25 protein-coding genes are annotated in these 25,573 nt (G+C 36.6%); 20 read left to right on the top strand and 5 right to left on the bottom strand.

The features are described 5' to 3' along the window. The first annotated feature begins 336 nt into the window (after nt 1–336). From KDN24_RS08095 to KDN24_RS08105, 3 genes are read left to right on the top strand one after another with little or no spacing between them, the layout of a single operon-like run. On the top strand, nt 337–1,077 hold the full coding sequence (locus tag KDN24_RS08095) for an ABC transporter ATP-binding protein (RefSeq protein ID WP_409974359.1): 741 nt from the start codon (nt 337–339) through the stop codon (nt 1,075–1,077). Continuing rightward, complete coding sequence (locus KDN24_RS08100; RefSeq protein WP_409974360.1) at nt 1,070–2,281, top strand: ABC transporter permease; 1,212 nt, start codon at nt 1,070–1,072, stop codon at nt 2,279–2,281. The genes KDN24_RS08095 and KDN24_RS08100 overlap by 8 nt, the downstream gene beginning before the upstream one ends. 57 nt (nt 2,282–2,338) lie before the next feature. After that, nucleotides 2,339–3,064, top strand: coding sequence for an EcsC family protein (locus KDN24_RS08105; protein WP_409974361.1), 726 nt, complete (start codon nt 2,339–2,341; stop codon nt 3,062–3,064). A gap of 24 nt (nt 3,065–3,088) precedes the next feature. Here KDN24_RS08105 and KDN24_RS08110 read toward each other — a convergent pair whose 3' ends face one another. Next, nucleotides 3,089–4,273, bottom strand: coding sequence for a M20 family metallopeptidase (locus KDN24_RS08110; RefSeq protein ID WP_409974362.1), 1,185 nt, complete (start codon nt 4,271–4,273; stop codon nt 3,089–3,091). A 67-nt stretch (nt 4,274–4,340) separates the two neighbouring features. On the opposite strand from KDN24_RS08110, the gene KDN24_RS08115 reads away from it, so the two are divergent. After that, nucleotides 4,341–5,027: a phosphatase PAP2 family protein gene (locus KDN24_RS08115; protein WP_409974363.1), complete on the top strand. Its 687-nt coding sequence runs from the start codon at nt 4,341–4,343 to the stop codon at nt 5,025–5,027. A gap of 85 nt (nt 5,028–5,112) precedes the next feature. Here the strand turns inward: KDN24_RS08115 and KDN24_RS08120 are convergent, their stop codons facing one another. Then, complete coding sequence (locus KDN24_RS08120; protein WP_491348371.1) at nt 5,113–6,519, bottom strand: hypothetical protein; 1,407 nt, start codon at nt 6,517–6,519, stop codon at nt 5,113–5,115. Between the two features lie 155 nt (nt 6,520–6,674). Then, nucleotides 6,675–7,172, bottom strand: a complete 498-nt coding sequence (locus KDN24_RS08125) for an antibiotic biosynthesis monooxygenase family protein (RefSeq protein ID WP_409974365.1) — start codon at nt 7,170–7,172, stop codon at nt 6,675–6,677. 234 nt (nt 7,173–7,406) lie between these two features. Between KDN24_RS08125 and hemE the strand changes: the two genes are divergently transcribed. From hemE to KDN24_RS08150, 5 genes are all read left to right on the top strand, one after another. Continuing rightward, a complete protein-coding gene (gene hemE / locus KDN24_RS08130) occupies nt 7,407–8,450 on the top strand; it encodes a uroporphyrinogen decarboxylase (protein ID WP_409974366.1) in 1,044 nt (347 codons plus the stop codon). A gap of 147 nt (nt 8,451–8,597) precedes the next feature. After that, complete coding sequence (gene hemH, locus KDN24_RS08135; RefSeq protein ID WP_409974367.1) at nt 8,598–9,536, top strand: ferrochelatase; 939 nt, start codon at nt 8,598–8,600, stop codon at nt 9,534–9,536. A 20-nt stretch (nt 9,537–9,556) separates the two neighbouring features. Next, the gene (gene hemY / locus KDN24_RS08140; RefSeq protein WP_525931275.1) at nt 9,557–10,981 is read left to right on the top strand and encodes a protoporphyrinogen oxidase; all 1,425 of its coding nucleotides are present in this window, start codon (nt 9,557–9,559) and stop codon (nt 10,979–10,981) included. Between the two features lie 176 nt (nt 10,982–11,157). Continuing rightward, complete coding sequence (locus KDN24_RS08145) at nt 11,158–11,733, top strand: TetR/AcrR family transcriptional regulator (protein WP_409974369.1); 576 nt, start codon at nt 11,158–11,160, stop codon at nt 11,731–11,733. A 66-nt stretch (nt 11,734–11,799) separates the two neighbouring features. After that, nucleotides 11,800–13,962, top strand: a complete 2,163-nt coding sequence (locus KDN24_RS08150) for a YhgE/Pip family protein (RefSeq protein WP_409974370.1) — start codon at nt 11,800–11,802, stop codon at nt 13,960–13,962. A gap of 325 nt (nt 13,963–14,287) precedes the next feature. Here the strand turns inward: KDN24_RS08150 and yhfH are convergent, their stop codons facing one another. After that, nucleotides 14,288–14,422, bottom strand: a complete 135-nt coding sequence (gene yhfH, locus KDN24_RS08155; RefSeq protein WP_409974371.1) for a protein YhfH — start codon at nt 14,420–14,422, stop codon at nt 14,288–14,290. Nucleotides 14,423–14,590: 168 nt separating this feature from the next. Between yhfH and KDN24_RS08160 the strand changes: the two genes are divergently transcribed. The 9 genes from KDN24_RS08160 (at nt 14,591) to KDN24_RS08200 (ending at nt 23,665) form a co-directional block, all read left to right on the top strand. Continuing rightward, nucleotides 14,591–15,325: an MBL fold metallo-hydrolase gene (locus KDN24_RS08160; protein ID WP_409974372.1), complete on the top strand. Its 735-nt coding sequence runs from the start codon at nt 14,591–14,593 to the stop codon at nt 15,323–15,325. 11 nt (nt 15,326–15,336) lie between these two features. After that, nucleotides 15,337–16,326 (top strand): lipoate--protein ligase, encoded by a 990-nt coding sequence (gene lplA, locus KDN24_RS08165; RefSeq protein ID WP_491348372.1) that lies wholly within the window; start codon nt 15,337–15,339, stop codon nt 16,324–16,326. A 197-nt stretch (nt 16,327–16,523) separates the two neighbouring features. Next, nucleotides 16,524–17,036: an RNA polymerase sigma factor SigV gene (gene sigV / locus KDN24_RS08170; RefSeq protein ID WP_409974374.1), complete on the top strand. Its 513-nt coding sequence runs from the start codon at nt 16,524–16,526 to the stop codon at nt 17,034–17,036. Between the two features lies 1 nt (nt 17,037). Beyond that, nucleotides 17,038–17,931 (top strand): anti-sigma-V factor RsiV, encoded by an 894-nt coding sequence (gene rsiV, locus KDN24_RS08175; protein ID WP_409974375.1) that lies wholly within the window; start codon nt 17,038–17,040, stop codon nt 17,929–17,931. Between the two features lie 159 nt (nt 17,932–18,090). Further along, nucleotides 18,091–19,641, top strand: a complete 1,551-nt coding sequence (locus tag KDN24_RS08180; RefSeq protein ID WP_409974376.1) for a fatty acid--CoA ligase family protein — start codon at nt 18,091–18,093, stop codon at nt 19,639–19,641. A 171-nt stretch (nt 19,642–19,812) separates the two neighbouring features. Then, entirely contained in the window at nt 19,813–20,589 is a 777-nt protein-coding gene (locus tag KDN24_RS08185; protein ID WP_409974377.1) for an enoyl-CoA hydratase-related protein, read from the top strand. Between the two features lie 268 nt (nt 20,590–20,857). Continuing rightward, nucleotides 20,858–21,868, top strand: coding sequence for an ABC transporter substrate-binding protein (locus KDN24_RS08190; protein WP_409974378.1), 1,011 nt, complete (start codon nt 20,858–20,860; stop codon nt 21,866–21,868). A 29-nt stretch (nt 21,869–21,897) separates the two neighbouring features. Beyond that, the gene (locus KDN24_RS08195) at nt 21,898–22,896 is read left to right on the top strand and encodes an ABC transporter permease (RefSeq protein WP_409974379.1); all 999 of its coding nucleotides are present in this window, start codon (nt 21,898–21,900) and stop codon (nt 22,894–22,896) included. Further along, entirely contained in the window at nt 22,871–23,665 is a 795-nt protein-coding gene (locus KDN24_RS08200; RefSeq protein ID WP_409974380.1) for an ABC transporter ATP-binding protein, read from the top strand. Before KDN24_RS08195 ends, KDN24_RS08200 begins: the two co-directional genes overlap by 26 nt. A gap of 52 nt (nt 23,666–23,717) precedes the next feature. Here KDN24_RS08200 and KDN24_RS08205 read toward each other — a convergent pair whose 3' ends face one another. Next, nucleotides 23,718–24,272, bottom strand: a complete 555-nt coding sequence (locus KDN24_RS08205; RefSeq protein ID WP_409974381.1) for a helix-turn-helix domain-containing protein — start codon at nt 24,270–24,272, stop codon at nt 23,718–23,720. 139 nt (nt 24,273–24,411) lie between these two features. Between KDN24_RS08205 and KDN24_RS08210 the strand changes: the two genes are divergently transcribed. Then, nucleotides 24,412–25,140: an AzlC family ABC transporter permease gene (locus KDN24_RS08210; protein ID WP_409974382.1), complete on the top strand. Its 729-nt coding sequence runs from the start codon at nt 24,412–24,414 to the stop codon at nt 25,138–25,140. Beyond that, on the top strand, nt 25,133–25,438 hold the full coding sequence (locus tag KDN24_RS08215) for a branched-chain amino acid transport AzlD family protein (RefSeq protein ID WP_409974383.1): 306 nt from the start codon (nt 25,133–25,135) through the stop codon (nt 25,436–25,438). The genes KDN24_RS08210 and KDN24_RS08215 overlap by 8 nt, the downstream gene beginning before the upstream one ends. The last annotated feature ends 135 nt before the right edge of the window (nt 25,439–25,573 follow it).

Raw genomic sequence — 25,573 nt, forward strand, 5'->3', positions numbered from 1 at the left:
ACACCTCATTTCGAGTATTGATAATTCGTATTGTTATCAATAGGCTTGTGTTTCCCCTTCAAAGATTAGAATTCCCATATTAGGATTACATATTCATAAAACAGACTTTAATTTGCTAATAGGAAAGTTTAAGTTTATTCACGTACTAAAGGAAAATAAAGTTCAAATAATAGTAGCGTTTATAATACCGCATAAGAAAAGCTAGGGCATTCGCCGAAATGACTTGGCAAAATGCCAAGTTTTTCTAATTTTTTCTCATGAAAGTGGACAAGTAGCTTAAGGATTTCCTACAATGAAGGTATAACTTTATGCTGATAAATGGAAGGAAGAAAAGAAATGACTCTTTTGCAAATTAAAAATGTAACGGGGGGCTATACAAGAAACCCTGTTTTAAAAGAAATTTCTTTTGATGTAAATGAACAAGAAATTGTAGGGTTAATTGGCCTAAACGGAGCAGGAAAAAGCACTACGATCAAACATGTCATTGGACTAATGGAACCTCATGGTGGGGAAATTAAGATTAACGGAAAGAGTTTCCATAAAGACAAGGAAGGCTATCGCAAGCAATTTACATTTGTTCCAGAAACACCGATTTTATATGATGAGCTTACATTAGAGGAGCATTTAAAAATAACTGCGATGGCATATGGTTTAGAGGAAGAGGAATATAAGAAAAGGATGGAGAAGCTCTTAAAGGAATTTCGAATGGAAAAACGGTTAAAGTGGTTTCCAGCTCATTTTTCAAAAGGAATGAAACAAAAGGTCATGATCATGTGCGCCTTTTTAGTTCAACCATCTTTATATATCGTTGATGAACCTTTTGTAGGTCTTGATCCACTTGGCATCCAATCCTTACTCGATTTGATGAAAAAAATGAAAGAAAATGGAGCAGGAATCTTAATGTCAACACATATTCTTGCAACAGCTGAACGGTATTGTGATAGCTTTGTCATTTTACATGAAGGAAAAGTAAGAGCAAAAGGTAATTTGGAACACTTAAGAGAGCAATTTTCGCTGCCTGGCGCCACACTTGATGATATTTATATCAAGCTGACAAAGGAAGAAGACTATGTTTAATGAAAGAAAATTATGGAAAGAGCGGTTTAGCAGAACACTCAAGGAGCTTTGGCGCTATTCACGCTATATTTTTAACGGACATAATGTTATTGTGATGGTTTTTTTATTAGGAACAGCATCCTTTTATTATCAAGAATGGCTGAAAACTGTACCTGCACAATTTCCGGCAGCTGAAGTAATAGCAATCGTTTTAGCTTTGTTGCTTACTTTTAGTCCGATCTATACGTTTCTATTTGATGCAGATAAAATTTTTCTTTTACCTCTTGAAAATAAACTTTCTGGATATTTTAAACGTTCGATCATCGTTAGTTTCATCATTCAAGCTTATTTAGTGTTTATGGGACTTGGGGTTTTTATGCCGATGTATGCTAAGGTGAATAGTGGTAATTATCAAGCGTTTATCCCGCTTTTACTGGCTATTCTTTTCATAAAAATAATCAACCTACTCATACGCTGGAAAGTTCAATATTTTGCAGATACGAAAGTTCATATATTTGACTCTTTCATCAGATATGCTGTAAATGCTGTATTTTTATTTCTGCTTTTTTCCAATACGAAATGGTATTTTCTATTGCCTGAAGCACTCTTATTGCTCATATTGTTCTTTTATTATGATAAAAATACAAAGATTAAAGGGCTTAAATGGGAGTTTTTAATTGAACAAGAAGAAAGACGTATGACATCTTTTTATCGATTTGCAAATTTATTTACAGATGTCCCAAAATTGAGAGACCGCATAAAAAGAAGGAAATGGCTAGATTGGCTCTTTGTTAGACTAGAGTTTGCGCAAAAGAATACATATAGCCACTTATATATAAGAACATTTTTGCGAGCAGGGGATTACTTCGGATTGTTTATACGTTTGACAGTCATTAGTGCGGCAGGCATTTATTTCATCTCATTTGGGCCTGGGCAAATCATAGTTGCCATTCTCTTTATGTATTTAACAGGTTTTCAGCTATTACCTTTATGGAAACATCATCAAAATAAACTTTGGATCAACTTATATCCTGTCGAAGATGTTTTGAAGGAAAAATCATTTAAACAGCTTTTAGTTAAAATATTATCTATCCAAACAGTATTATTATCACTTCCTTTATTCGTCAAAGCTGAGTTTGTAAACGCCATTATTTTAATTGTGGTTGGACTCGGATTTACTTTCTTTTTTACTAATCTTTACATTAAGAAAAAACTAAAGTCTTGAAACTATTTCAAGTGACATGCGTAAAATTAGAAAGAAGAAAAAAAGGATTGATTGCCAATGAATGAATATGAATTAAAGGTTTATCATGAAATTGAAGAATGGAAACGGAAAATGGGAAAACGATCGAGTTTGCTTAATCGTGTTTCCAAAAAAGCCCAAGTGAAACTCAATAGTTTTATTCCTGAAAAAGCTCATCAAATTATGACTGATAGCATTAAAAATATTGTTAAAGCAACACTTGTTGGCTCAAATTTAACGACCAAAAAAAATGTTTCAACTGGCAACTCATTAGCTGAAATGGATGCCTTGTTTAATGAAAAATTATCTTCATACCGCAAAACAGCTATTATTGAAGGGGCGGGGACAGGGGCAGGCGGCTTTTTGCTCGGTTTAGCAGATTTTCCATTACTGTTGTCAATTGAAATGAAATTTCTTTTTGATGTGGCAGTTGTTTACGGTTTTGACACGAATGAGTATGAAGAAAGATTATTTATTCTTCACGTGTTTAAACTTGCATTTTCAAGTGATGAAAAGCGTAGAGAAACAATGCGAGTTATTGAAGATTGGGAAAATGAAAAAGCCAGTTTAATTGAAATGGATTGGCGTGAATTTCAACAAGAATATCGTGATTACATTGATTTTGTGAAAATGCTGCAGCTCCTTCCAGGAATTGGAGCAGCGGTAGGTGCATATGCGAATAATAATTTAATGGAGCATTTAGGTCAAGTTGCCAAAAATGTCTACCGAATGCGAATACTAAAAACAGCCCCAAAGCCTGACTAAGCTTGGGGCTGTTTTTACTTATATTTAGGATTCATGCTTGGAATGATACTCAGTAGCAGCAACTGCAAGCGTTTTGGCTGCAATCAGCATCGCTTTTTCATCAATATCAAATTTCGGATGATGGTGTGGATAGTTTTCTGATGTATATGTTGGTCGTGCTCCTGTAAAGAAGAAAGTTCCTTTAACATGCTGGAGATAATAGGCAAAATCCTCACCACCCATATGTGGTTCCGTTTCCTCGATAGTAGCAACACCTTCAATTTTTTTAGCACAATTAATCAAGTATTCCGTTTCAGCCTGGTGATTGACGACTGCAGGATAACCTCTTGCATATAAATATGTGTAGCTGCTATGTGCTGAATAGCACGTTCCCTTAACAATTCGTTCAATTTCCTTCTCAATTGCGGCTCTAACATCCTCACTAAAAGTACGAACCGTTCCGCCTAATTTTGCTTTATCAGCTATTACGTTAAAGGCGTTGTCGGCAACAAAAGATCCAACAGACACTACAGCCGAATCGATAGGATTTACTTTTCTGCTGACGATTTGTTGAAGATTTACAACAAGCTGTGAAGCTGTAACGATGGCATCGTTCGTTCGATGAGGCTGTGCACCATGTCCTCCTTTTCCTTGAATGGTAATTTCAAAACGATCAGCAGCTGCCATGACGGGACCAACCCGATATTGAATTGTTCCAGTCGGTTCAGATGCCCATAAATGGGTACCGAAAATGACGTCTACCCCATCTAAACAACCATCCTCTATCATTGTAATCGCTCCACCTGGAGCATACTCTTCTGCATGTTGGTGGATTAATACATATGTTCCTTCAAGCTCATCACGCATTTCATATAGTGTTTTTCCGAGCACTAACAAGGTTGCAGTATGACCGTCATGTCCGCATGCATGCATCACTCCTGGGACAAGTGACTTATATGGCACATCTTTTTCATCATTAATCGGCAATGCATCAAAATCAGCTCGTAATGCAACGACTTTACCAGGTTTCGCACCATAGACTTTTGCCACTACCCCATTTCCTCCGACATTTCCTTTTACTTCAATTCCTAAATTTTCATAATACGTTTTTATGTATGTCGCTGTTTTTTCTTCTTGGAATGAAAGCTCAGGATGCTGGTGAAGGTATCGCCTTATGGAGACCATTTCCTCAAAGCTGTTTTCTAATTTAGTTAATAATTTTTCAAGCATAGTCTCTCTCCTATTCGTTATTTTTTTGAATATTATAACATTTAAATTTGAATCGGAGGAGTTATTTTTGTTAAAATTAAGGACGTATGTCAAGGAAAGAGGGAATTTTCAAATGGAAATAAGGAAGTTACCAATTACATATGTGATGCTAGTCATTTCGGCAAGCGTTTTTATTTACTTCGCCTTTTCTGTAAAAAGCAGTAAGCCTTTAAAGTTTGATCATGCTGTTAGCTCATTTTTGAAGAGCCTTTTTACTGAATGGTCTTATCCACTGTTTAAATTATTCAATGTGCTCGGTTCTACTATTGGTATTGGAATGATATCGCTTATTATCGTGGCAGTGTTATGGTTGACTAAAAGAGATTACCTAAGTATGTCTTTTTTTACTTTTACAATCGTATTAGGTTCCTTATTTAATTCGTGGATAAAAAAATGGATTGGTCGTCCTCGTCCAGAAACGGAGCATCTCGTTCACATAAAAAGTTTAAGCTTTCCTAGTGGTCATGCCATGATGAATACGATCCTTTTTATGTTAATTGTATATTTTATCATAAGTATGCTTCATTCGAGAGGAATAAAATGGGTCTTCTACATATTCGTTTGCTTATTCATTTTAACGATGGGTGTAAGTAGAATTGTTTTAAATGTGCATTATCCATCAGATGTTGCAGCAGGTTTTGCCCTTGGGATTGTCTGGGTCATTATTTGGCTCATCCTATACGAATCCTTCAGAAAAAAAAGCATGAAACATTAATTATGACAAAAGACTCTACCAAGTTGTTTGAAAACGTTGGTAGAGTCTTTTAGTTAAAGCATTCACCGAAAAAATTTATTACTTACTATATGAGAAATATGGCAACAATCGTCGTAACGAGTAAGCCAATGGTGACGGGAAGAAGATTTCTACGAGCAAGCTCAAAAGGATCAACATTACAAATCGCTGCTGCGGGGATTAATGCCCAAGGGATTAACACTCCACCACCAACCCATATTCCAGCTATTTGACCTAATGCTGTAAGAGTCGCTGCTCCTGCTCCGATGGCTGTTGCAAAAAGAGTAGCAATGGAACCGACAAGGGAAATCCCAGAAAAGCCTGAACCATCTAAACCTGTAATGGCTCCGACAACTGTAATGGTAATGGCGCTAATTTCTTTACTTAATGGTACGAAAGACGCTAATCCAACTCCAAGGTCATTTACAATCCCATGCGAATTTCCAGGGAGAAAGTCGCCAATTATAGTTGAAAAACCAGAATCACCTAAATAGAAAAATGCTGCAATTGGAATGACAGGTCCAAAGACTTTAAAGCCAAATTGGAACCCTTCTATGAAGTAACTAGTTGTCTTTTCGAGCCCTTTATTTTTATGTGCTAACAATACAATCATTAAGAGAATAAAGATAGAAGTTCCGCCAACTAAAGCTGTAGCATCCCCACCTTGTAAATCTAATAGGAACATGGCGACAACATCCGCAGAAAATAAAAGAGGGATTAATAAAGCGAAGAAGCGTTTTTGACCAATCGATAGAAGCTCTTTCCTATTATTTAAAGGCTCATGCTGCTGTTGAGTATGTGGAGAGAGTCCTGTACTATCTGTTACTTTACCTAGCTTCATATCACGTCTTAATAAATAAAATGCAGTAATAGTCGTAACAGCTCCCATGACAATGACAAGCGGAATGCTTGCAGCGACGACTTCCCCAACTGGTAATCCAGCTGCATCTGCAGTAATTTTTGGTGCAGCTTGAATGATAAAATCACCTGAAAGGGCAATGCCATGGCCAAACAAGTTTATTGCCATCGCCACCCCTAAAGCAGGGAGACCTACTCGAATGGCAACCGGAAGTAACACAGCACCCATTAAGGCAACTGCTGGGGAAGGCCAAAAAAACCAAGAGATGACCATCATTAATATGCCAATTGTCCAATAGGCAAGTGTAGGCGTCTTAATAAATTTTGCAAATGGTGAAATCATGACATCATTGACCCCGGTAGCCGTTAAAATTCTACTCATGGCAACAATGATGGAGATGATGAGTATGGTTGAGAGTAATTCTGATATGGCAAAGATGAAGCTATTAAATACACTACTAATAGAAGAGGTTAAAGACCCTGTAGCGACAATTGCAATTAAGAAGATACCGATAATACATACGAGAGTCGTATCTCTCCTCATCACCATAAAACCAATAATGATAAGGATGAAAAAAACATAAATCCAATGCAGTGCGGTTAATTCAATGCCCATTTATATTTCCCCCTATTCTGTGGCTCATATAGCATTTTGGGCTAATAACCAGATTGAAAATGTACTACAGAATATGAAAAAAGAGAGGAGTTGTGATTAGAAAAAAACAAAAAAGGAAAAGGCGATAAGCTCGATTTCCTTTTCCTACAATCTTATTATTCGTTACTTATGAAATATTCTTTGATATAGGATGATCCTGAAAATAGTTGTAATTGGGTGGAGGCTGTGTCTGTTTGATTAAAGAAATTTTGATAAGTAGAAGTAGCTTTCCAGTCTTTATAAAATTTTTCTTTTTCCCAGAAGGTGATGATGATGTACGTATTTCCTTTTCGCGGGCGAAGAATACGCAAAGCATTAAAACCAGCCTGAGATTGTAAAGGGGTGTGATTGTTTTTAAAACGGAACTCAAAAATGGGTCTTTCTTCGTCGGTTAACGGAATATAATTCATAACTGCAAATCCAGCATTTTCAAATGATTGAATGGAATGAATTACTTCGTACGATTTGGGCATCCTGAACACAGTTTTCTGCATCGTCTCATGAAGTAAAACTGCGTTCTCATTGTTTTGCATGATAACCATGTTTTCATTAGGATTTTTTTCTTTCATCTTGTTCAGAAAATCAAATGTTCCACTTGTAATGTAAAAATTCATGCCAATCCTCCTTCCGGTTTCATACTTATTACTATACTATATATTTATTTTCATTCAGGCACTCTCCGCAATTCATACAAAATCGTCAAATTTTCGACATTTGGGATTGATTACTATACATCCTTGTATGAAAAGGATAGAGTTATAAAGGGAGAATATGTGTCAAAGTTTTCTATTTATATCTAGTTATATTACAATGTAAAACAGAGAATCTTGAAAGGTGGCACTTCGTAAATGTCAAAAATATTAAATGATACATTTTTAAAAGCTGCAAAAGGGGAGAAAACGGCTCATGTTCCTGTCTGGTATATGCGCCAAGCAGGACGCTCTCAACCAGAGTATCGTGCTATTAAAGAAAAATATACATTATTTGAAATTACTCATCAACCTGAGCTTTGTGCTTACGTTACAAAGCTACCAGTTGATCAATATAATAATGATGCAGCGATTTTATATAAAGACATAATGTCACCGCTTCCAGCACTTGGTGTTGAGGTGGAAATTAAATCAGGCATTGGTCCTGTTATATCCAATCCGATTCGTTCATTAGCAGATGTCGAAAAGCTTGGGGAAATTCATCCTGAGGAGGATGTCCCTTACGTTCTAGAAACGATAAAACTGTTAACTGAAGAACAACTGACTGTACCTTTAATTGGTTTCGCTGGTGCACCATTTACACTTGCAAGCTACATGATTGAAGGCGGCCCTTCAAAAAATTATAATAAAACAAAAGCATTTATGCATGCAGAGCCGAAAAGCTGGTTTGCATTGATGGACAAGCTAAGTGAAATGACTATTACATATGTTAAGGCACAAGTTAAGGCAGGGGCAAAAGCAATCCAAATTTTTGATTCATGGGTTGGCGCATTAAATGTGGAAGATTATCGAATATTTATTAAGCCAACAATGAATAAAATCTTTACTGCTTTAAAGGAAGAGAATGTTCCACTTATCATGTTTGGTGTAGGGGCTAGCCATCTTGCATTAGAATGGCATGATTTGCCTTTAGATGTAGTTGGACTAGATTGGAGACTACCGATTAAAGAAGCAAGAGAAAAAGGGATTACGAAGGCAGTTCAAGGAAATCTTGATCCAGCCATTTTATTAGCACCATGGGAAATAATTGAGGAAAAGGCAAAAGCGATTTTAGATCAAGGAATGGAGCGTCCAGGGTATATCTTTAACCTTGGACATGGTGTATTCCCGGCAGTTAACCCTGATACGTTAAGAAAACTAACTGCATTTGTTCATGAGTATTCAGCTGAAAAACTTAAATAGGAAATAGAGCCGCCTTCAATCATTTCTAGAAGGCGTTTCGGCTTTTTAGGCTTAACAGATGTGAAAGTGTCGTGTTTCTATTCGTATGTATGTGGTTAAGTTGATACAATAATGAACGAAAGTTTACGAAAAACGAGGTGGCTAATTTTGAGCAAAAAGAAAATGGGTTTACTTGTAATGGCATATGGTACTCCTTATAAAGAAGAGGATATTGAAAGGTATTACACACATATTCGTAGAGGAAGAAAGCCCTCACTTGAAATGCTTGATGATTTAAAAAGTAGATATGAAGCGATTGGGGGAATCTCTCCATTAGCTAAAATTACGTTAAATCAAGCGAAGGCTCTTGAGGAATTTTTAAATACAAGTCAAGAAGAGATTGAATTCAAAATGTATCTTGGCTTAAAACATATTGAACCATTTGTTGAGGATGCCGTTAAACAAATGCATGAGGATGGAATTGAAGAGGCGGTAAGTATTGTTCTTGCACCGCATTTTTCTACTTTCAGTGTTCAATCCTATAATGGCAGAGCAAAAGAGGAAGCAGAAAAACTCGGCGGCCCAATTATTCACTCGTTAGAAAGCTGGTATGATGAGCCGAAGTTTATTCAATATTGGGTTGATCGTGTTAAGGCAGTATTTGAAGGCATGACACAATCAGAAAGAGACAATGCCGTTCTAATTGTATCTGCTCATAGTCTACCAGAAAAGATTTTACAACTAGGTGATCCTTATCCAGCTCAGATTCAAAAGACAGCTGATTTAATTGCGAGTCAGGCGGGTGTCAAAAACTATGCGGTTGGTTGGCAGAGTGCTGGAAACACACCTGAACCATGGCTTGGACCAGATGTTCAAGATTTAACGATAGAGCTATTCGAAAAAGAAGGCTATAAAGCTTTTATCTACACACCAGTTGGATTTGTTTCCGAGCATCTTGAAGTACTATATGACAATGATTATGAGTGTAAAGTGGTCACTGAGAAAATCGGTGCAAGCTATTATCGACCAGAAATGCCAAATACAAATCCTCAGTTTATCGATGCGATGGCTACAGTTATTCTTAGTATGTTACGTAACAAAGGGTAAAACTTAAAGTAAAGAAGGCGATGACCGTGTCTGAAGGAAAGCAAAAGGTTGTTATTATCGGAGGGGGAATCACAGGTTTAACAGCTGCTTATTATTTACAAAAGGAAGCTAGAGAAAAAGGACTGCCATTGGAAGTAAAATTGATTGAGGCAACTCATCATCTTGGGGGGAAAATCCAGACGGTAGTGAGGGATGGCTTTGTTATTGAAAGAGGTCCTGATTCATTTCTAGAACGTAAGCAAAGTGCCTCTCGTTTGGCAAAAGAAGTAGGCATAAGTGATTCTCTAGTTAACAATTCAGCTGGTAAATCTTATGTGCTAGTTAAAGAGCGTCTGTACCCAATGCCGGGTGGGGCGATTATGGGGATTCCAACAGAAATCGCACCATTTATTACAACTGGATTGTTTTCGCCATTAGGAAAGCTCCGTGCAGCAGCTGATTTTATTCTTCCACGTTCTAATCCTGCGAAGGATCAAGCTTTAGGCATGTTTTTTCGAAGAAGATTAGGTGATGAAGTTGTCGAAAACTTAATTGAGCCGCTTTTATCAGGCATCTATGCTGGAGATATTGATAAATTAAGCTTAATGTCAACATTCCCACAATTCTATCAAGTCGAGCAAAAATATCGAAGTCTCGTTATTGGCATGAAAAAATCAACGCCCCAAAAGCCAAAGAATACGGGAGAAAAGAAAGAACCTAAAGGCATTTTTCTTACCTTTAAAGCTGGTTTGCAGTCGTTTGTTGCTGCAATTGAAGAGAAATTAGAACCGAATAGTGTTATGAAAGGTTATACAGTTCGGCATATTGAAAAAACAGAAAATGGATATGAAGTTAAGTTACTTGGGGGGGAAACAATTCACGCGGATAGTGTTATTATGTCAGTTCCTCATCATGTTACACAATCAATCTTCTCACAATATCCGTTATTTGATCCTTTCAAGGAGATGTCATCAACTTCAGTTGCGAATGTCGCACTTGCGTTTTCTGAGGAAGCCATTGAGAAGGATATTGAAGGAACAGGTTTTGTTGTTTCTAGAAACAGTGATTTTACGATTACGGCTTGTACATGGACTCATAAGAAATGGCCACATTCGACACCGAAGGGAAAGGTTTTGCTGCGCTGCTATGTAGGAAGGCCGGGTGAAGAAGCTGTCGTTGATTTATCAGATGAAGAAATAACGAAGATTGTTCTTGATGATCTAAATAAAACGATGAATATTACGATGAAACCTGAGTTTGCAGTAATTTCAAGATGGAAAGACTCTATGCCGCAATACACAGTCGGCCATAAAGAACGAATCGAAAAAGTCACATCGGAGCTAAAATCAGAATTGCCTGGTGTGTTTATAGCTGGAAGCTCATACGAAGGATTAGGACTTCCTGATTGTATCGATCAAGGCGAAGATGTTGTTCAAAAAGTATTAACGTTTTTACAGAAGAATTAGCTTGAGAATTTATGCAGAAAGCCATCAATAAGGTGGCTTTTTCTCTTGCATTTATTTTTTATCTGTGATAATCTAACAAATGTACAAAGTGACCAAAATGTTCATTCAGTCAATCTTCTTAAAAAGTTAGTTTCATTAGTCAAGGCGCTTACGCTTTTCTATTTGGAGGTGAGGAAATGGCAATCGATCGAAAGCAACAGATTATTGAAGCAGCTACAAAGTCGTTTTCATTATTTGGCTATAAAGCTACAACAATGGATCAGGTTGCAAAGATTGCAAACGTTGGAAAAGGAACGATCTATACTTTTTTTAAAAATAAAGAGGAATTGTTTGATGAGATTATTAATTCCTTAGTTTCTGAAATGAAGCTAGCGGCAGATGAAGCGATCGTTCCGAATCTTTCATTTCATGAAAAGGTACACCGCCGATTGTATAAAATCTTGGAGTTTAGGAAAAAACATCAACTTATGATTAAACTTGTCCAAGAAGAAAAGGAAATGGGAACGCCTGCAGTTGCCGATGTCATGACAAAGTTAGAGGATATGATTATTAGCTACTTAAAGGATAAAATTTCTGAAGCAATCGAAAAAGGTGAGATTCAGCCGTGCGATCCGAAACTAACGGCATTTGTTATGCTAAAACTTTATATCGCATTAATCTTTGATTGGGAGAAGCGACATAAGCCATTGGAAAAGGAAGATATCGCTGAGCTATTTGAACAGTATATTTTCAAAGGATTATCAAGTAGATAGTCCTCATTTTTTGAAGTGGATTGACCAAGTGAACAAAACAGTCATTTATTTTAGGAGGCAATAACATTGAAGAAGAATCTATTTGCGAAGGAATTATCCGCCATATTTAAAAATAAGAAACTGCTTATTCCAATAATTGCGGTTCTATTTATTCCTGTTTTATACAGCGGAATGTTCCTTTGGGCATTTTGGGATCCATATGATCATCTGCAAGATTTACCTGTCGCTGTCGTAAATGAGGATAAAGGAGCTAGCTTTGAAGGAAAAGAGCTTGATCTAGGTAATGAACTTGTAGAAAAGCTAAAGGAAAGCAATGAGTTTGATTTTCGTCTGTTAGATAAAGAAAAGGGATATGACGAACTAAAAAATCAGAAATATTATATGCTCGTTGAAATTCCTGAACAATTTTCCAAAAATGCTACGACTCTTCTTGATGAAAATCCAAAGAAGCTGGAGCTTAAATATGTTCCAAACGAAAGCTATAATTTCCTATCAGCTCAAATAGGCGAAACAGCAATGGAAAAAATTAAAGCATCGTTATCTGAAAAAGTAACAGAAACTTATGCAGAAACGATGTTTGATAAAATAACCGATTTGGCTGGCGGAATAGAGCAGGCGAGTGATGGGGCTACAAAAATTAATGATGGTGCTGCAGAGTTAAAGGCAGGCTCAAAAACTTTGCATGAAAAATTATCACTTCTTGCTGAAAAATCAATTGAATTTAATGAAGGGGTAAGTAAAGTAAATAGTGGTACGAAGGAAGTTGCTTCTGGTTCACAGACACTTGCTAGCGGACTTAATCAGCTTCAACAAGGACATGAGCAGCTTGAAGCTGCCGCAGACCAATTAAAGGCAGGTCATGAAAAGTTAGCAACAGGAATTTCTCAAACGAATGCAGGACTTCAAGCTGTGAACGAGAAAGTGCCGACCATTATTACAGGAACAGAACAGATTCAATCTGGCGCAAATACACTATCAACATCTTTACAACAATGGCAAACAGAAGCTGAGAAATTAAGTGGTGGTTTTGCAGTATTAGAACAAAAGCTTCAAGGAATGATTGCACAGCTACCTGAGAACTCCCCACAAAGACAGGAACTAACGGGTGCTCTTAGTCAGTTACAGAACGGAACCAAACAGCTTGCTGGCTCAGCCGGCCAACTTGCGGCAGGTGGGACAGAGCTTGCAAAAAATCTGTCTGGATTAAATGCAGGACAGAAACAGCTTCAACAAGGAATCAATCAGCTTGCTGAAGGAAATGGTAAGCTCGAAAGTGGAGCTAGTGAAATATCGAAGGGACAAAATGATTTCCAAGCTGGCATGCAAACATTTGGTAGCAAGTTTGCAGAAGCAAAATTGGGGGCAGATAAACTTGCGAATGGTGCTACTGCTCTTGCGGGAGGACTCACTCAGTTAGAGGATGGCTCAGCTGCAATAAAGGATGGTTCTGCACAGCTAAATGATGGTGCCAAGAAGCTTGCTGAAGGAAACGAGACTTTATATGATGGCTCAGATGAATTAGCAAGCAAGCTAGCAGAAGGTGCTGACAAGGCGTCTTCAGTACATGCAGATGATAAAACATTTAACATGATGGCAGGTCCGGTAAAAGTAGACAATGAAAAAATAAATAAAGTACCTAATTATGGAACAGGTTTTGCACCCTATTTCTTATCTCTAGGTCTATTTGTTGGAGCATTATTACTTTCTATCGTATTCCCGTTACGTGAGCCAGCAGGAGTACCACAGAATGGAATGAGCTGGTTTGCAAGTAAATTCTTTATTTTGCTGGGAATCGGAGTAATTCAAGCATTGCTTGCTGTTTTCATCTTACTTGTCGGTTTGAAAATAGAAGTTCAAAGTGTACCATTGTTTATTTTGTTTGCGATTATTACAAGTTTAACATTCATTACGTTAATTCAGTTTTTTGTTACTCTTTTCGCAGATCCAGGACGTTTTATCGCGATCATTATATTGATTTTACAATTAACAACAAGTGCAGGTACATTCCCACTTGAGTTAATACCAAAGGCTTTACAGTCTATTAACGTATTCCTGCCAATGACTTATACTGTTTCTGGATTTAAAGCAGTTATTTCAAGCGGCGACTTTAGTTTCATGTGGCAAAATGCTGCCTATTTAAGTATTTTTATCCTATTATTCGTTGCAGGAACGATTGTTTATTTCAATGCTATGTTTAAAAAGCGCTTTTCTGCTGTAGTTTCAGAATAATAGCTCGGATCAAAAAAACCAGCCATTCATTATGAATTGGCTGGTTTTTTATTGTAATTTATATCTTTGAAGTTGGATGAGTGTCTATCTTCAGCGCCTAGCGTCTAGCAAACTTCCGACGCACAGGACGTGGCGTTTTAGTCTGCCTTCCCCCCCCTACGATAAGTCAACATTGCGACGCACAGGATGTGCTAGCGCAGGTGTTGCCACAGGACGTGGCGATCTTAGCCTGCGATCATATCTTTACTCGTCGTGTTTCCTTTATCTCGTCGGGGTCAGTCTAGTTCGTACGTCGCTTACCAAGGCGCTAACGCTTTTCCTACTATTATATATCTTTCACATCTAAACAGTGATCACATTTATTACCATAGCATTCATGCTGTTCGTCGATTGGCTTCCCACACTCTACACATTGCTTCGCTGGCAAATTTCTAAAGAATTCTAAAATGTTTTGAATCATTGTGAAGCCTCCTAGTTATTGTTAATAAATTTATTTGATTTTATTGTATTGTATTATAACAGATATGTAGTGTCAATATCTGTTGCGGGACAAAAAATGAAAAAAATGAAAAAATGGGCTTAATCGGGTATATTAAAGACAGGTTAAGTATGAATAGGGGGAGAATAGTTGAAGTTAACAGTCATTGGATGTTGGGGAGGGTTTCCGAAGGTTGGGGAAGCAAGTTCAGGTTATTTGCTTCAACATGACGGATTTAACTTGCTTATTGATTTTGGGAGTGGTGTACTTGCACAAATGCAAAAATTAATACAACCAGAACAAATCCATGCGGTCATTCTTTCACATTACCATCCAGATCATATCGCAGATATTGGGGTGTTACAGCATGCCCGACTTATTTTAGGTTATTTAGGGAAAGAAATGGAATGTTTATCGATATATGGTCATGATGAGGATGAATATGAATTTTCAAAGCTTACATATAAAAATATTACAAACGGAGTTACTTATAAACCCGACAAGCCTTTAATAATAGGTCCATATACGATACAATTTCTACAGACGGAACATCCTGTTCCTTGCTATGCTATGAAAATAGAGGCGGGTGGTAAAACTCTTGTCTATACAGCTGATACATCATATAAAGAAGCATTCATTCCTTTTTGTAGAGGGGTAGATTTATTACTATGTGAGTGTAATTTTTATGGGAATCAAGATGGAAAAAATGCAGGGCATATGACGAGCTATGATGCAGGAACCTTAGCTAAAAAAGCAAATGTAAAAAATCTTATGCTCACTCATTTGCCGCAGTGGGGAAATTTTGAAGATTTAAAGGGCGAAGCAGCAAAAATTTATCATGGTCCAATTTCTTTAGCAGCCTTCAAGCATTCAATTACCTTATAGGGGGAAAAAAGATGTTATTTATCGATAATAAAGGAATAACAGATCCGAGAATTAATTTAGCTATCGAAGAATATGCTTTGAAAAATTTAGATATTAATGAAACTTATTTGTTATTTTACATAAATGAACCATCCATTATTATTGGGAAAAACCAGAATACAATTGAAGAAATAAATACAGAATATGTGGATGAAAATGGCATTCATGTCGTTCGCAGGCTATCAGGTGGTGGAGCAGTTTATCATGATTTAGGAAATTTAAACTTCAGCTTCATTACGAAAGATGATGGAGAAAGCTTTCATAATTTCTTGAAATTTACGGAGCCTGTTATTGAAGCTTTAAAGAAGCTTGGTGTTCATGCTGAATTGAGCGGGCGCAATGATATTACAGCGGAAGGAAGAAAAATATCTGGTAATGCACAATTTTCAACAAAAGGCAGAATGTTTAGCCACGGCACTTTACTGTTTGATTCTGAAATTGATAGTGTTGTTTCAGCTTTAAAAGTAAAAAAGGATAAAATAGAATCAAAGGGGATTAAATCAATTCGTAGCCGTGTCGCTAATATTTCAGAGTTTCTACAGGAAAAAATTTCGATTAAAGAGTTTCGGATGCTTTTACTAGAGTATATTTTTGGTGGCAAGAATAAAGTGCAGGAATATAAACTTACAGATGAAGATTGGCAAAAAATTCATCAACTCTCGGAAGAAAGATATCGAAATTGGGATTGGAATTATGGGAAATCTCCAAAATTTAATTTACAGCACTCTCATCGTTTTCCAGTCGGTCAAATTGATATTCGTCTAGAGGTAGATAAAGGCACAATTGATAATTGTAAAATATACGGCGACTTTTTTGGAGTTGGCGATGTGAATGAAATTGAAGACAAGCTTATCGGTTTACGTTATGAAAAGGCAGAAATAGAAAAAGCCCTCAAAGATGTTGATATTAAATATTATTTTGGAAACATTACGAAAGAGGATTTTTTAAATTTAATATATTAAGCTATGAGAGCGTTTCTACTTAAGAAACGCTCTTTCCTATGTTTCAGGTATATATTTTGGATGGTTAACTTACTGAAAATTGAACAAAAGATCGTAAAACCAGTCGCTTGTGTTGAAAAAACAAAAACTTTTTATTATTGCTTATGCGTCTATATACTGTATACAAATAATAAGCAAAAAAGGAGCCTTTTTGCGGGATGAAAAAGTTGAAGAAATTTAATGAAGAGGTATTTGTCGATTTTGTTAGAGGAAATAAAGAAAATTTTTATCGCCTTGCTTTCAGCTATGTAAAAAATAAAGAAGATGCATTAGATATTGTTCAGGATTCAATTCATAAAGCGATGGTCTCTTTCCATACACTCCAAGATGAGAAGATGCTCAAAAGCTGGTTTTACAGAATTGTTGTCAATACATCTTTGGATTTTTTACGGAAACATAAGCGGGTTCATATTATCGACGCAGAAACGATGGAATTTATTAGTCAAGGAAAAGAAGATCATTACGATAATCTTGATTTGGAGCGAGCGATAGAGCAGCTTCCTCCTGAATATCGCAATATTATTGTATTACGGTATTTTGAAGACTTGAAAATTGAAGAAGTTGCTGCTGTCCTAGAAGAAAATACGAATACGATTAAAACACGCTTATACAAGGCATTGAAAATTTTGCGAATTGAAATGCAAGACGAGCATTTTGCGGAGGTAAAATAACATGGATAAAAAAATCGAAAAAATAAAGAATGATTATAATAATATTCCAATTCCAGATGAGTTAGACTTTGTTGTCGAAAGAGCTTTGAAGACAGGCAAAAGAAAGAAAAAAAATAATTATAAATGGTTTTCAGGAGTTGCAGCAGCAGCTGTTATTTTTACAGTCGGAATTAATACAAGTCCGGCAATGGCTAAAGCACTTGCAGATGTACCTTTAGTCGGCAGTGTTGTAAAGGTACTTACATTTACTGAATTTAATGTTGAAAAAGACGATAAATATGAAGCAAATATAAAAGTACCAGCTATTAAGGATTTGGAAAATGAGCAGCTTGCAAATAGTTTAAATGAAAAGTATTTAAAAGAAGGTAAAGAGTTATATGAAGGTTTTATGAAGGATATCGAGGAAATGGATAAGGACGGAGTTGACGGACATCTTGGCGTTGATAGTGGCTATGAAATAAAAACAGATAATGACCAAATTTTGTCAATTGCTCGATATGTTGTAAACACGGTTGGTTCATCTTCAACAACGATGACATATGATACGATTGACAAGAAAAAAGAGATCTTATTAAGCTTACCAATGCTCTTTAAAGATGATCGTTATGTTACTGTTATAAGCGAGAATATTAAAGAACAAATGCGAGAAGAAGTGAAAGATATCGACGCCGGCAAAACTTATTGGGTTGCTGACGCTGGGCTTGAAGATGAAAACTTAGTAGAATTGTTTGAAACGATTAAAAAAGATCAAAATTTCTATATTAATAATGAAGGTAAACTTGTTATTTCTTTCGACAAATATGAAGTTGCCCCTGGTTATATGGGAGTAATAGAATTTGTCATTCCAACAGAGGCAATCTCAACTATTTTAGTTGGAGATGAATATATACATTAATCAGTGAACCGAACGGAATAGGCCGTTCGGTTATTTTTGTAAAAAATATGGCAAAGTGTTTTTTTTCCTTGAATACATAACTTTCTTTCAATATAATATATTTAGAAAATTTTTTATTAAAAATGAATGATTATTCATTCATTAAAGGGGGAAGGGGAAATGAAATTAACTGAACAACTTCATGAAACAGCAAAAAAAATGGGAGAAAAACAAGCATATTACTTTATGGACCAGTCGAGTACATATGCTGAACTTGATGGGGCAGTAACGAAATTTGCAGCGGGGCTAGCAGAAATAGGGGTAAAAAAAGGGGATCATATTGCATTACTGTTAGGAAATTCACCACATTTTGTTATTAGCTTATATGGAGCACTTCGTCTTGGCGCAACGGTCATTCCGATCAATCCGATATATACGCCTGATGAAATCGGCTACATTATTAATAACGGTGATGTGAAAACAGTTGTTATGCTTGATCTCCTCTTGCCATTGGCTGAGAAAGTACATCATGTATTGCCTAAAGTTGAGAACTATATTATTTGCGAAACACCTCAAGGAAATCGAGCAAATGTTAATCTTGAAAGCTTATCAGTATCTTCTAAAATGAAATCGTTTTCAGATGTCTTAGCAGCTGGTGATTTACAGTTTAAAGAAGCGGAAACCGATGAGAATGATGTAGCCATTATTCTTTATACTTCAGGTACAACAGGAAAACCAAAAGGTGCAATGTTAACACATAAAAATTTATTCAGTAATGCGAAGGATATTAGTGACTATTTGCATATGAATGAAAGTGATCGAGTTATTACAACACTTCCAATGTTTCATGTTTTTTGTTTAACAGTTGCCTTAAATGCGCCCCTTATGAATGGAGCCACCATTATTATTGATCCAAAATTTAGTCCGCAAGAAATTTTTAGAATTGTGAAGAAATATGAAGTAACTGTATTTGCGGGTGTACCAACAATGTACAATTTCCTGCTTCAATATGCAGAAGGCTATGGCGGCGATTTGGGTTCACTAAGACTTTGCATTTCAGGTGGTTCATCAATGCCAGTTGCATTATTAAAGGGCTTTGAAAAGAAGTTTAACGTATTGATTTCTGAAGGATATGGACTTTCAGAAGCTTCACCAGTTACTTGCTTTAATCCGCTTGATCGTCCTCGAAAACCAGGCTCTATCGGTCAATCGATCGTGAATGTTGAGAACAAAGTTGTCAACGAGCTTGGGGAAGAAGTTCTTGTTGGGGAGGTTGGAGAACTTATTGTTCGTGGACCAAACGTGATGAAAGGCTATTATAAAATGCCTGAAGAAACACAGGCTACAATTAAAGATGGGTGGCTTTATACAGGGGATTTAGCAAAAATGGATGAGGAAGGCTATTTTTACATTGTCGATCGTAAAAAGGAATTAATCATTGTTGGTGGATATAATGTGTACCCAAGAGAAGTGGAAGAGGTGCTATATGATCATGAGGATGTTGTAGAAGCTGCTGTCATTGGTGTGCCAGATCCGAATGTAGGGGAAGCGGTTAAATGCTATGTTGTAAAGAAAAACGAAGCATTAACAGAAGCTAAGCTGCTTGAATATTGCAGTGAGCATTTGGCAAAATATAAAATTCCATCCTCAATTGAATTTATAGAAGAACTGCCGAAGAATACGACGGGGAAAATTTTACGAAGAGCTTTAAAAGCACAAGTGTTACAGTAAAAAAATAGAGCCATTAAGAAAATCTTAGCGTTCGCCGAAAAGGACATGGCGAAGCTAAGATTTTTTTATTAAAAGGTTTTTTAGCAAAAATAGCGAATTGAAAAAGAAAAGCGGAAGCTAGACAAAGAAAAGCGGAAGCGCTAAATTACAAAAACAATGAGGAGGAGAAAAATGAGTTCAGTTATTGTTGAGAAAAAAGAGCATATAGCGATCATTATGATTAACCGACCTGAGGCGTTGAATGCATTCAACTTTGAAACATTAACTATGCTACAGGAGGTAGTCGAAGAAATTCGCACTGACACTGAAATAAGAGTTGTCATATTTACTGGTTCAGGTGAAAAAGCATTTAGTGTAGGGGCAGACTTAAAAGAGCGGAGGACATTAACCGATGTAGAGGTTCGACGGAATCTTTATAAAATCGGTGAAGTGTTTTCATTAATTGATCAGTTGCCTCAACCAACGATAGCGGCAATAAATGGGTTTGCATTTGGCGGAGGAATGGAGCTTGCGCTAGCATGTGATTTTCGTGTAGCTGCCTCTGGAGCTTTAATAGGACTAACTGAAACGAGCTTGGCGATCATTCCAGGTGCGGGTGGCACACAGCGTTTGCCAAGACTAATAGGACAGGCGAAAGCGCTGGAATTAATTTTAACTGCTAAAAGGTTAACAGCAGAAGAAGGAACGGAATATGGGATGATAAATCGAGTTATCGAAAAAAACGAGTTACTAAATGCCAGTCTTGAGCTTGCGCAACAAATGCTAGCAAATGGACCACTTGCCATCCAACAAGCGAAATTTGCCATTAAACACGGGATGGGTGTCGACCTCCAAACAGGTTTGCAAATGGAAAGAAAAGCATATGAGGTTATTATTCCAACAGCGGATCGATCGGAGGCGCTTGCAGCTTTTGCAGAGAAGAGAAAGCCCAATTTTAAAGGAGAATAAATGAAGTTTGTCATATTTGAAATCGCCTGTATGGATGCGTGCAGAGTATTGATCCAATTAGTGGATGAATCTCCAAAGCGTAAACTATGCAGGTTTTTTTTATATAGAAAAATGATCTTAATTAAGATCATTTTTAAAAAGGAAATGTTGAAAACTTTTTGAAAATAATAAAAATCACTTGAAATCCATCCTTTACTAGACTTATAATTTAATGAATAAAAGCGTAAAAGCATAAAAGCGTTCGAGTGAAAAATGAGGAGATGAAAAAATGATTAATAGATTCAAAGCCCTCGCGGCGACTAGTTTAATAGGTGTTGCAATCTTAAGTGGTTGTGGGACCGATAATGCAAGCAATAATGCAGGAGAAAGTAAAAATTCAGAAACAAGCTCTGGAAACTCTTATAAAATTGGCGTAACGCAAATCGTTGAGCATCCTTCACTTGATGCGGCACTCGATGGATTTAAGAAAGCTTTGGAAGATGAAGGTCTTGACGTAACATATGATATTCAAATTGCTCAAGGAGATCAAAATAACAACCAGACGATTGCAACGAATTTTGTCGGTGATAAAGTAGATTTGATTTTTGCTAATTCAACTCCAAGTGCATTAGGTGCTTTAAATGCAACAAAGGATATTCCAATTGTCTTTACATCTGTATCAGATCCTGTTGGAGCAAAGCTAGTACCTTCAATGGAGAATCCAGGTGGTAACATCACTGGGACGACTGATATGCACCCAGATGCGATTCCTAATATGGTTAAGTTTATCGATGATAACTTTCCAGGTAAAACAGTAGGAGTTATTTATAACTCTGGTGAACAAAACTCGGTTTCTCAAATTGATATTGTAAAAGAGGCGTTAAAAGGAACGAGCTTAAAACTTGCTGAGGCAACAGTTTCTACATCTTCAGAAGTGAAGCAATCTGCAGAATCTTTAATTGGGAAGGCTGATGTTTTCTATGTTATTACGGATAACACAGTTGTATCAGCACTAGAATCAGTCATTCAAGTTGCAAACGATCAAGACATTCCACTTTTCGTTGGCGAGTTAGATTCTGTAAAACGTGGCGGATTTGCTGCATATGGGTTTGACTATAGTGATATTGGCTATGAAACTGGCGTCATGGCTGCCAAAATTTTAAAGGGTGAAAAACAGCCTGCAGAGCTTCCCGTTCAATATCCACAAAACTTAAAGCTACTAATTAATAAAAAAGCGGCTTCAGAAATGAATGTAGATCTAAAAGAGGACTGGAATAATCTTGCAGAATTCATTGAATAAAATTTTACACATTAGAAAGGAAGAGTTATATGCCTACAGCCATTTTTGGTTCAATTGAAGCAGGGGCGATATATGCTTTAATGGCGTTGGGAGTTTATCTCTCATTTAGAATTTTAGATTTTCCTGACTTAACAGTGGATGGAAGCTTCGTTACTGGAGCGGCAGTAGCAGCTATTTTAATTGTTGGCGGGACTAATCCATTCCTTGCCACTCTTATCGCTCTAGTTTGCGGTTTTTTGGCAGGCTGTATAACTGGGATCCTCCATACGAAGGGAAAAATAAATCCTCTTCTGTCCGGAATACTAATGATGATCGCTTTATATTCAATTAACTTACGAATTATGGGGAAATCAAATGTTCCACTTTTAACAGAAGAAACGGTGATTACGAAATTAACAGCATTTTGGCAAGGACTTGGTTTGGACAAGGCAATACAAGCCATGATTCCTGGTTTTGTACCAAAAACATGGGGAATTCTTATCCTTATGCTCATACTTGCTTTTCTCGTAAAACTTGTCATTGATCAATTCTTAAAAACAGATATTGGCTTAGCGATTCGGGCAACAGGGAATAATGAAACGATGATCCGCAGTTTTTCTGCAGATACAGATTTATTAAAAATTCTTGGCCTTGGCTTATCAAATGCATTAGTAGCTCTTTCAGGAGCTCTTATTGCACAATACAATGGATTCAGTGATGTTGGCATGGGGATCGGAATGATCATAATTGGCTTAGCATCCGTTATTATCGGAGAAGCGATTTTTGGTGCGAAATCGATTGTAAGAGCAACATTTGCTGTAATCGGTGGAGCGATCCTTTATCGTATTATTGTCACATTAGCCTTGCGTGTTGAATTTCTCGAAACAGGCGATATGAAGCTTATTACAGCATTTATCGTTGTTTGCGCACTTATTCTTCCTAAGATCATTGAAAAACAACGGGAAAAACAGCGTAAAAGGCGGAGAATAGCACAAAAAGCATATGAGAAAGGTGGTGAACCACTTGCTACAGTTAAAACAGATTCATAAAGTCTTTAATGAAGGTACTCCAGATGAAAAAATTGCATTGCAACAAATGAATCTCCATTTAAAGCCGGGAGATTTCATGACCGTGATCGGCAGTAATGGGGCGGGAAAGTCGACATTAATGAATCTTATTTCTGGGAAGATGATCCCAGATTTAGGGCAAGTAATAATTGATCATCATGACGTCACCTTTGTAAAGGAGCATAAAAGGTCAAGATTAATTGGCCGTGTTTTTCAAGATCCGATGGCTGGAACAGCTCCTGCAATGACGATTGAGGAAAATCTTGCAATTGCTTATTCAAGAACGACTTCACGTGGTCTAAAGAAAGGTGTTTCTAAGGACAGACGGAATTTCTTTCAAGAGAAGCTTGAGACTCTTCATCTCGGACTTGAAAATCGTTTGCAGGCAAAAGTCGGTTTACTATCTGGTGGGGAAAGGCAAGCTCTTTCATTATTAATGGCAACCTTTACTGAACCAAAAATTCTCCTTCTTGATGAGCATACTGCGGCATTAGACCCGGCAAGAGCTGAGCTAATTACGGCATTGACGAAAGAAATTGTGGAAACGTATAAGCTCACGACTTTAATGGTAACACATAACATGCAACAAGCTTTAGATTTAGGGAATAGGCTCATTATGATGGATAAAGGCCAGCTTATTTTTGAAGCGAATGAAGAGCAAAAACAAAAGCTAACAGTTGATAAGCTTCTGCTTGAATTCCAGCGTATTCGTGGAGAAAAAATGAACAGTGATAAGGCTGTTTTAATATAATCAGTTCGAAAATAAGGCATATCACGAAAAATGTGATATGCCTTCGAATATTTTATGGATAATACATGACAAGTTGGAATGTCAGCAATTTTTCACCATTATTTTTATAAGTATGCATTTTATTTGCTAAAAAACGAATTGAATTTTTTGAGTGAATAAGGATAGACTGTTCGCCAATTTGCATTTCTAATGTTCCTGTAGACATGACAGTAAGATGCTCTTCGACTCCCTCATTATGCTTATCAGAAGTATGTTCGCAGCCCGGTTCAATTTCTACTGTGTAGATTTCAAACTTTTTCCGTGGATCAAAAGGAAAAATCGGATAGACACGATAATTTCCATTGCATTCGACAATTGGAGAAATTGTTTTTAAATCAACGAGTAAAATGTCAGATGGTTCTTCATACATAAGGGATGAAAAAGGAATTTTGAGACCACTAGCAATTTTCCATAATGTTGTAACGGTTGGATTTGATTCCCCACGTTCAATTTGTCCTAGCATTGCCTTGCTTACTCCTGTAATTTCGGCTGTGGAGTCAAGACTGTATCCTCTCGATTTACGAATATTCCTTAAGTTAGAGCCGATATTTTTTTGAATATTCTCCATTATTTCCTCCGAAGGTATTGTTTATTATAACATACATTTGTATAATATATTATAACATATAGATGTTATAATATTCATTATAGTTATTATAACGTATTTTTAAAAAGAATTTTTCGAAATTATTGTGGTGGTGAAAGAATTGTTAGAGCTAACAGTAAACAAAACACAATCGGAATTTAAAAAGGGGCTACAGTCAGGAATTACGCTTGCAATCGGCTATGCTCCAGTAGCAATGACTTTTGGGCTGCTTGCAAAGACTACAGGTCTTTCATTTAGTGAAGCTGTTTTAATGAGTATCATCGTTTTTGCTGGAGCTTCTCAATTTATTTCGCTTAGCTTGATCTCACTTGGAACTGGGGCTTTCGAAATTATTTTAACAACTTTTATTGTAAATATAAGGCATTTCCTAATGTCCACGGTTCTTAATGAAAAAAGTGAAGAAGATCATCTCTTGTATAAAATTATTTATTCTTTTGGTGTAACGGATGAATCATTTTCGGTTGCAGCCATGAAAGATGGGGAAGTTGGCAAAAGTTTTATGTTTGGGCTGAATGGTATTTCTTATTTAAGCTGGGTTGTTTTTACTGGACTTGGTTTTCTCCTTGGGGCAGGTTTGCCGCAAATCTTACAAGAAAGTATGTCTATAGCTCTGTATGCTATGTTTATCGGCCTATTAGTTCCTTCAATGAAAAAAAGTGCAAAAGTAATTTTTTTAGCCGTTCTTGCTGCCTGTTTTAATACAATTTTCACACTGACAAATGTCCTTTCCACAGGTTGGTCCATCGTATGCTCAACCCTTTTGGCTTCCATAATTATTGAGGCAATTGAAGGAATGAAAAACAAGCAAAGGAGAATAGAAAATGAGTAATCAAATCATTTGGCTCATTATTGGAATGGGTGTTGCTACATATCTTCCAAGGATGCTTCCTTTCGTGCTTTTTAAAGGGGTAGAATTGCCTTCATTTCTCCAAGGTGTTTTAAAAAATGTTCCATCAGCCACTTTAGGAGCGCTTATCTTCCCAGGTGTTTTTTTTATCAATGAAGATATTTGGTTCGGATTATTAGGTGCAGTGGTGGCTATAGTGGCTGCTTATTTTGGTGCAAATGTAATTGTTGTCGTGTTGGGTTCGATTGCTGTTTTATCTCTTTATTCCTTATTAATTTAGCCCTTATGAAGAGAATATTATTTAAAAAAATTCGGTTCACTTCCATGTTGATCCGTTTTTTTTATTAATTTTTTTCTAAATGCAATAAGCTATAATAATGGTACAAACTATTACAAGATTTGTATTCGGATTCTT

The sequence above is a fragment of the Cytobacillus sp. Bva_UNVM-123 genome, assembly GCF_046351715.2.
Classification (GTDB): domain Bacteria; phylum Bacillota; class Bacilli; order Bacillales; family Cytobacillaceae; genus Cytobacillus.

Coding starts and splice junctions, on each gene's coding strand:
- KDN24_RS08095 (WP_409974359.1), top strand. CDS start 337: ATGACTCTTTTGCAAATTAAAAATGTAACGGGGGGCTATACAAGAAAC.
- KDN24_RS08100 (WP_409974360.1), top strand. CDS start 1,070: ATGTTTAATGAAAGAAAATTATGGAAAGAGCGGTTTAGCAGAACACTC.
- KDN24_RS08105 (WP_409974361.1), top strand. CDS start 2,339: ATGAATGAATATGAATTAAAGGTTTATCATGAAATTGAAGAATGGAAA.
- KDN24_RS08110 (WP_409974362.1), bottom strand. CDS start 4,273: ATGCTTGAAAAATTATTAACTAAATTAGAAAACAGCTTTGAGGAAATG.
- KDN24_RS08120 (WP_491348371.1), bottom strand. CDS start 6,519: ATGGGCATTGAATTAACCGCACTGCATTGGATTTATGTTTTTTTCATC.
- KDN24_RS08125 (WP_409974365.1), bottom strand. CDS start 7,172: ATGAATTTTTACATTACAAGTGGAACATTTGATTTTCTGAACAAGATG.
- hemE (WP_409974366.1), top strand. CDS start 7,407: ATGTCAAAAATATTAAATGATACATTTTTAAAAGCTGCAAAAGGGGAG.
- hemY (WP_525931275.1), top strand. CDS start 9,557: ATGACCGTGTCTGAAGGAAAGCAAAAGGTTGTTATTATCGGAGGGGGA.
- KDN24_RS08145 (WP_409974369.1), top strand. CDS start 11,158: ATGGCAATCGATCGAAAGCAACAGATTATTGAAGCAGCTACAAAGTCG.
- yhfH (WP_409974371.1), bottom strand. CDS start 14,422: ATGATTCAAAACATTTTAGAATTCTTTAGAAATTTGCCAGCGAAGCAA.
- lplA (WP_491348372.1), top strand. CDS start 15,337: ATGTTATTTATCGATAATAAAGGAATAACAGATCCGAGAATTAATTTA.
- sigV (WP_409974374.1), top strand. CDS start 16,524: ATGAAAAAGTTGAAGAAATTTAATGAAGAGGTATTTGTCGATTTTGTT.
- rsiV (WP_409974375.1), top strand. CDS start 17,038: ATGGATAAAAAAATCGAAAAAATAAAGAATGATTATAATAATATTCCA.
- KDN24_RS08180 (WP_409974376.1), top strand. CDS start 18,091: ATGAAATTAACTGAACAACTTCATGAAACAGCAAAAAAAATGGGAGAA.
- KDN24_RS08185 (WP_409974377.1), top strand. CDS start 19,813: ATGAGTTCAGTTATTGTTGAGAAAAAAGAGCATATAGCGATCATTATG.
- KDN24_RS08190 (WP_409974378.1), top strand. CDS start 20,858: ATGATTAATAGATTCAAAGCCCTCGCGGCGACTAGTTTAATAGGTGTT.
- KDN24_RS08195 (WP_409974379.1), top strand. CDS start 21,898: ATGCCTACAGCCATTTTTGGTTCAATTGAAGCAGGGGCGATATATGCT.
- KDN24_RS08205 (WP_409974381.1), bottom strand. CDS start 24,272: ATGGAGAATATTCAAAAAAATATCGGCTCTAACTTAAGGAATATTCGT.
- KDN24_RS08215 (WP_409974383.1), top strand. CDS start 25,133: ATGAGTAATCAAATCATTTGGCTCATTATTGGAATGGGTGTTGCTACA.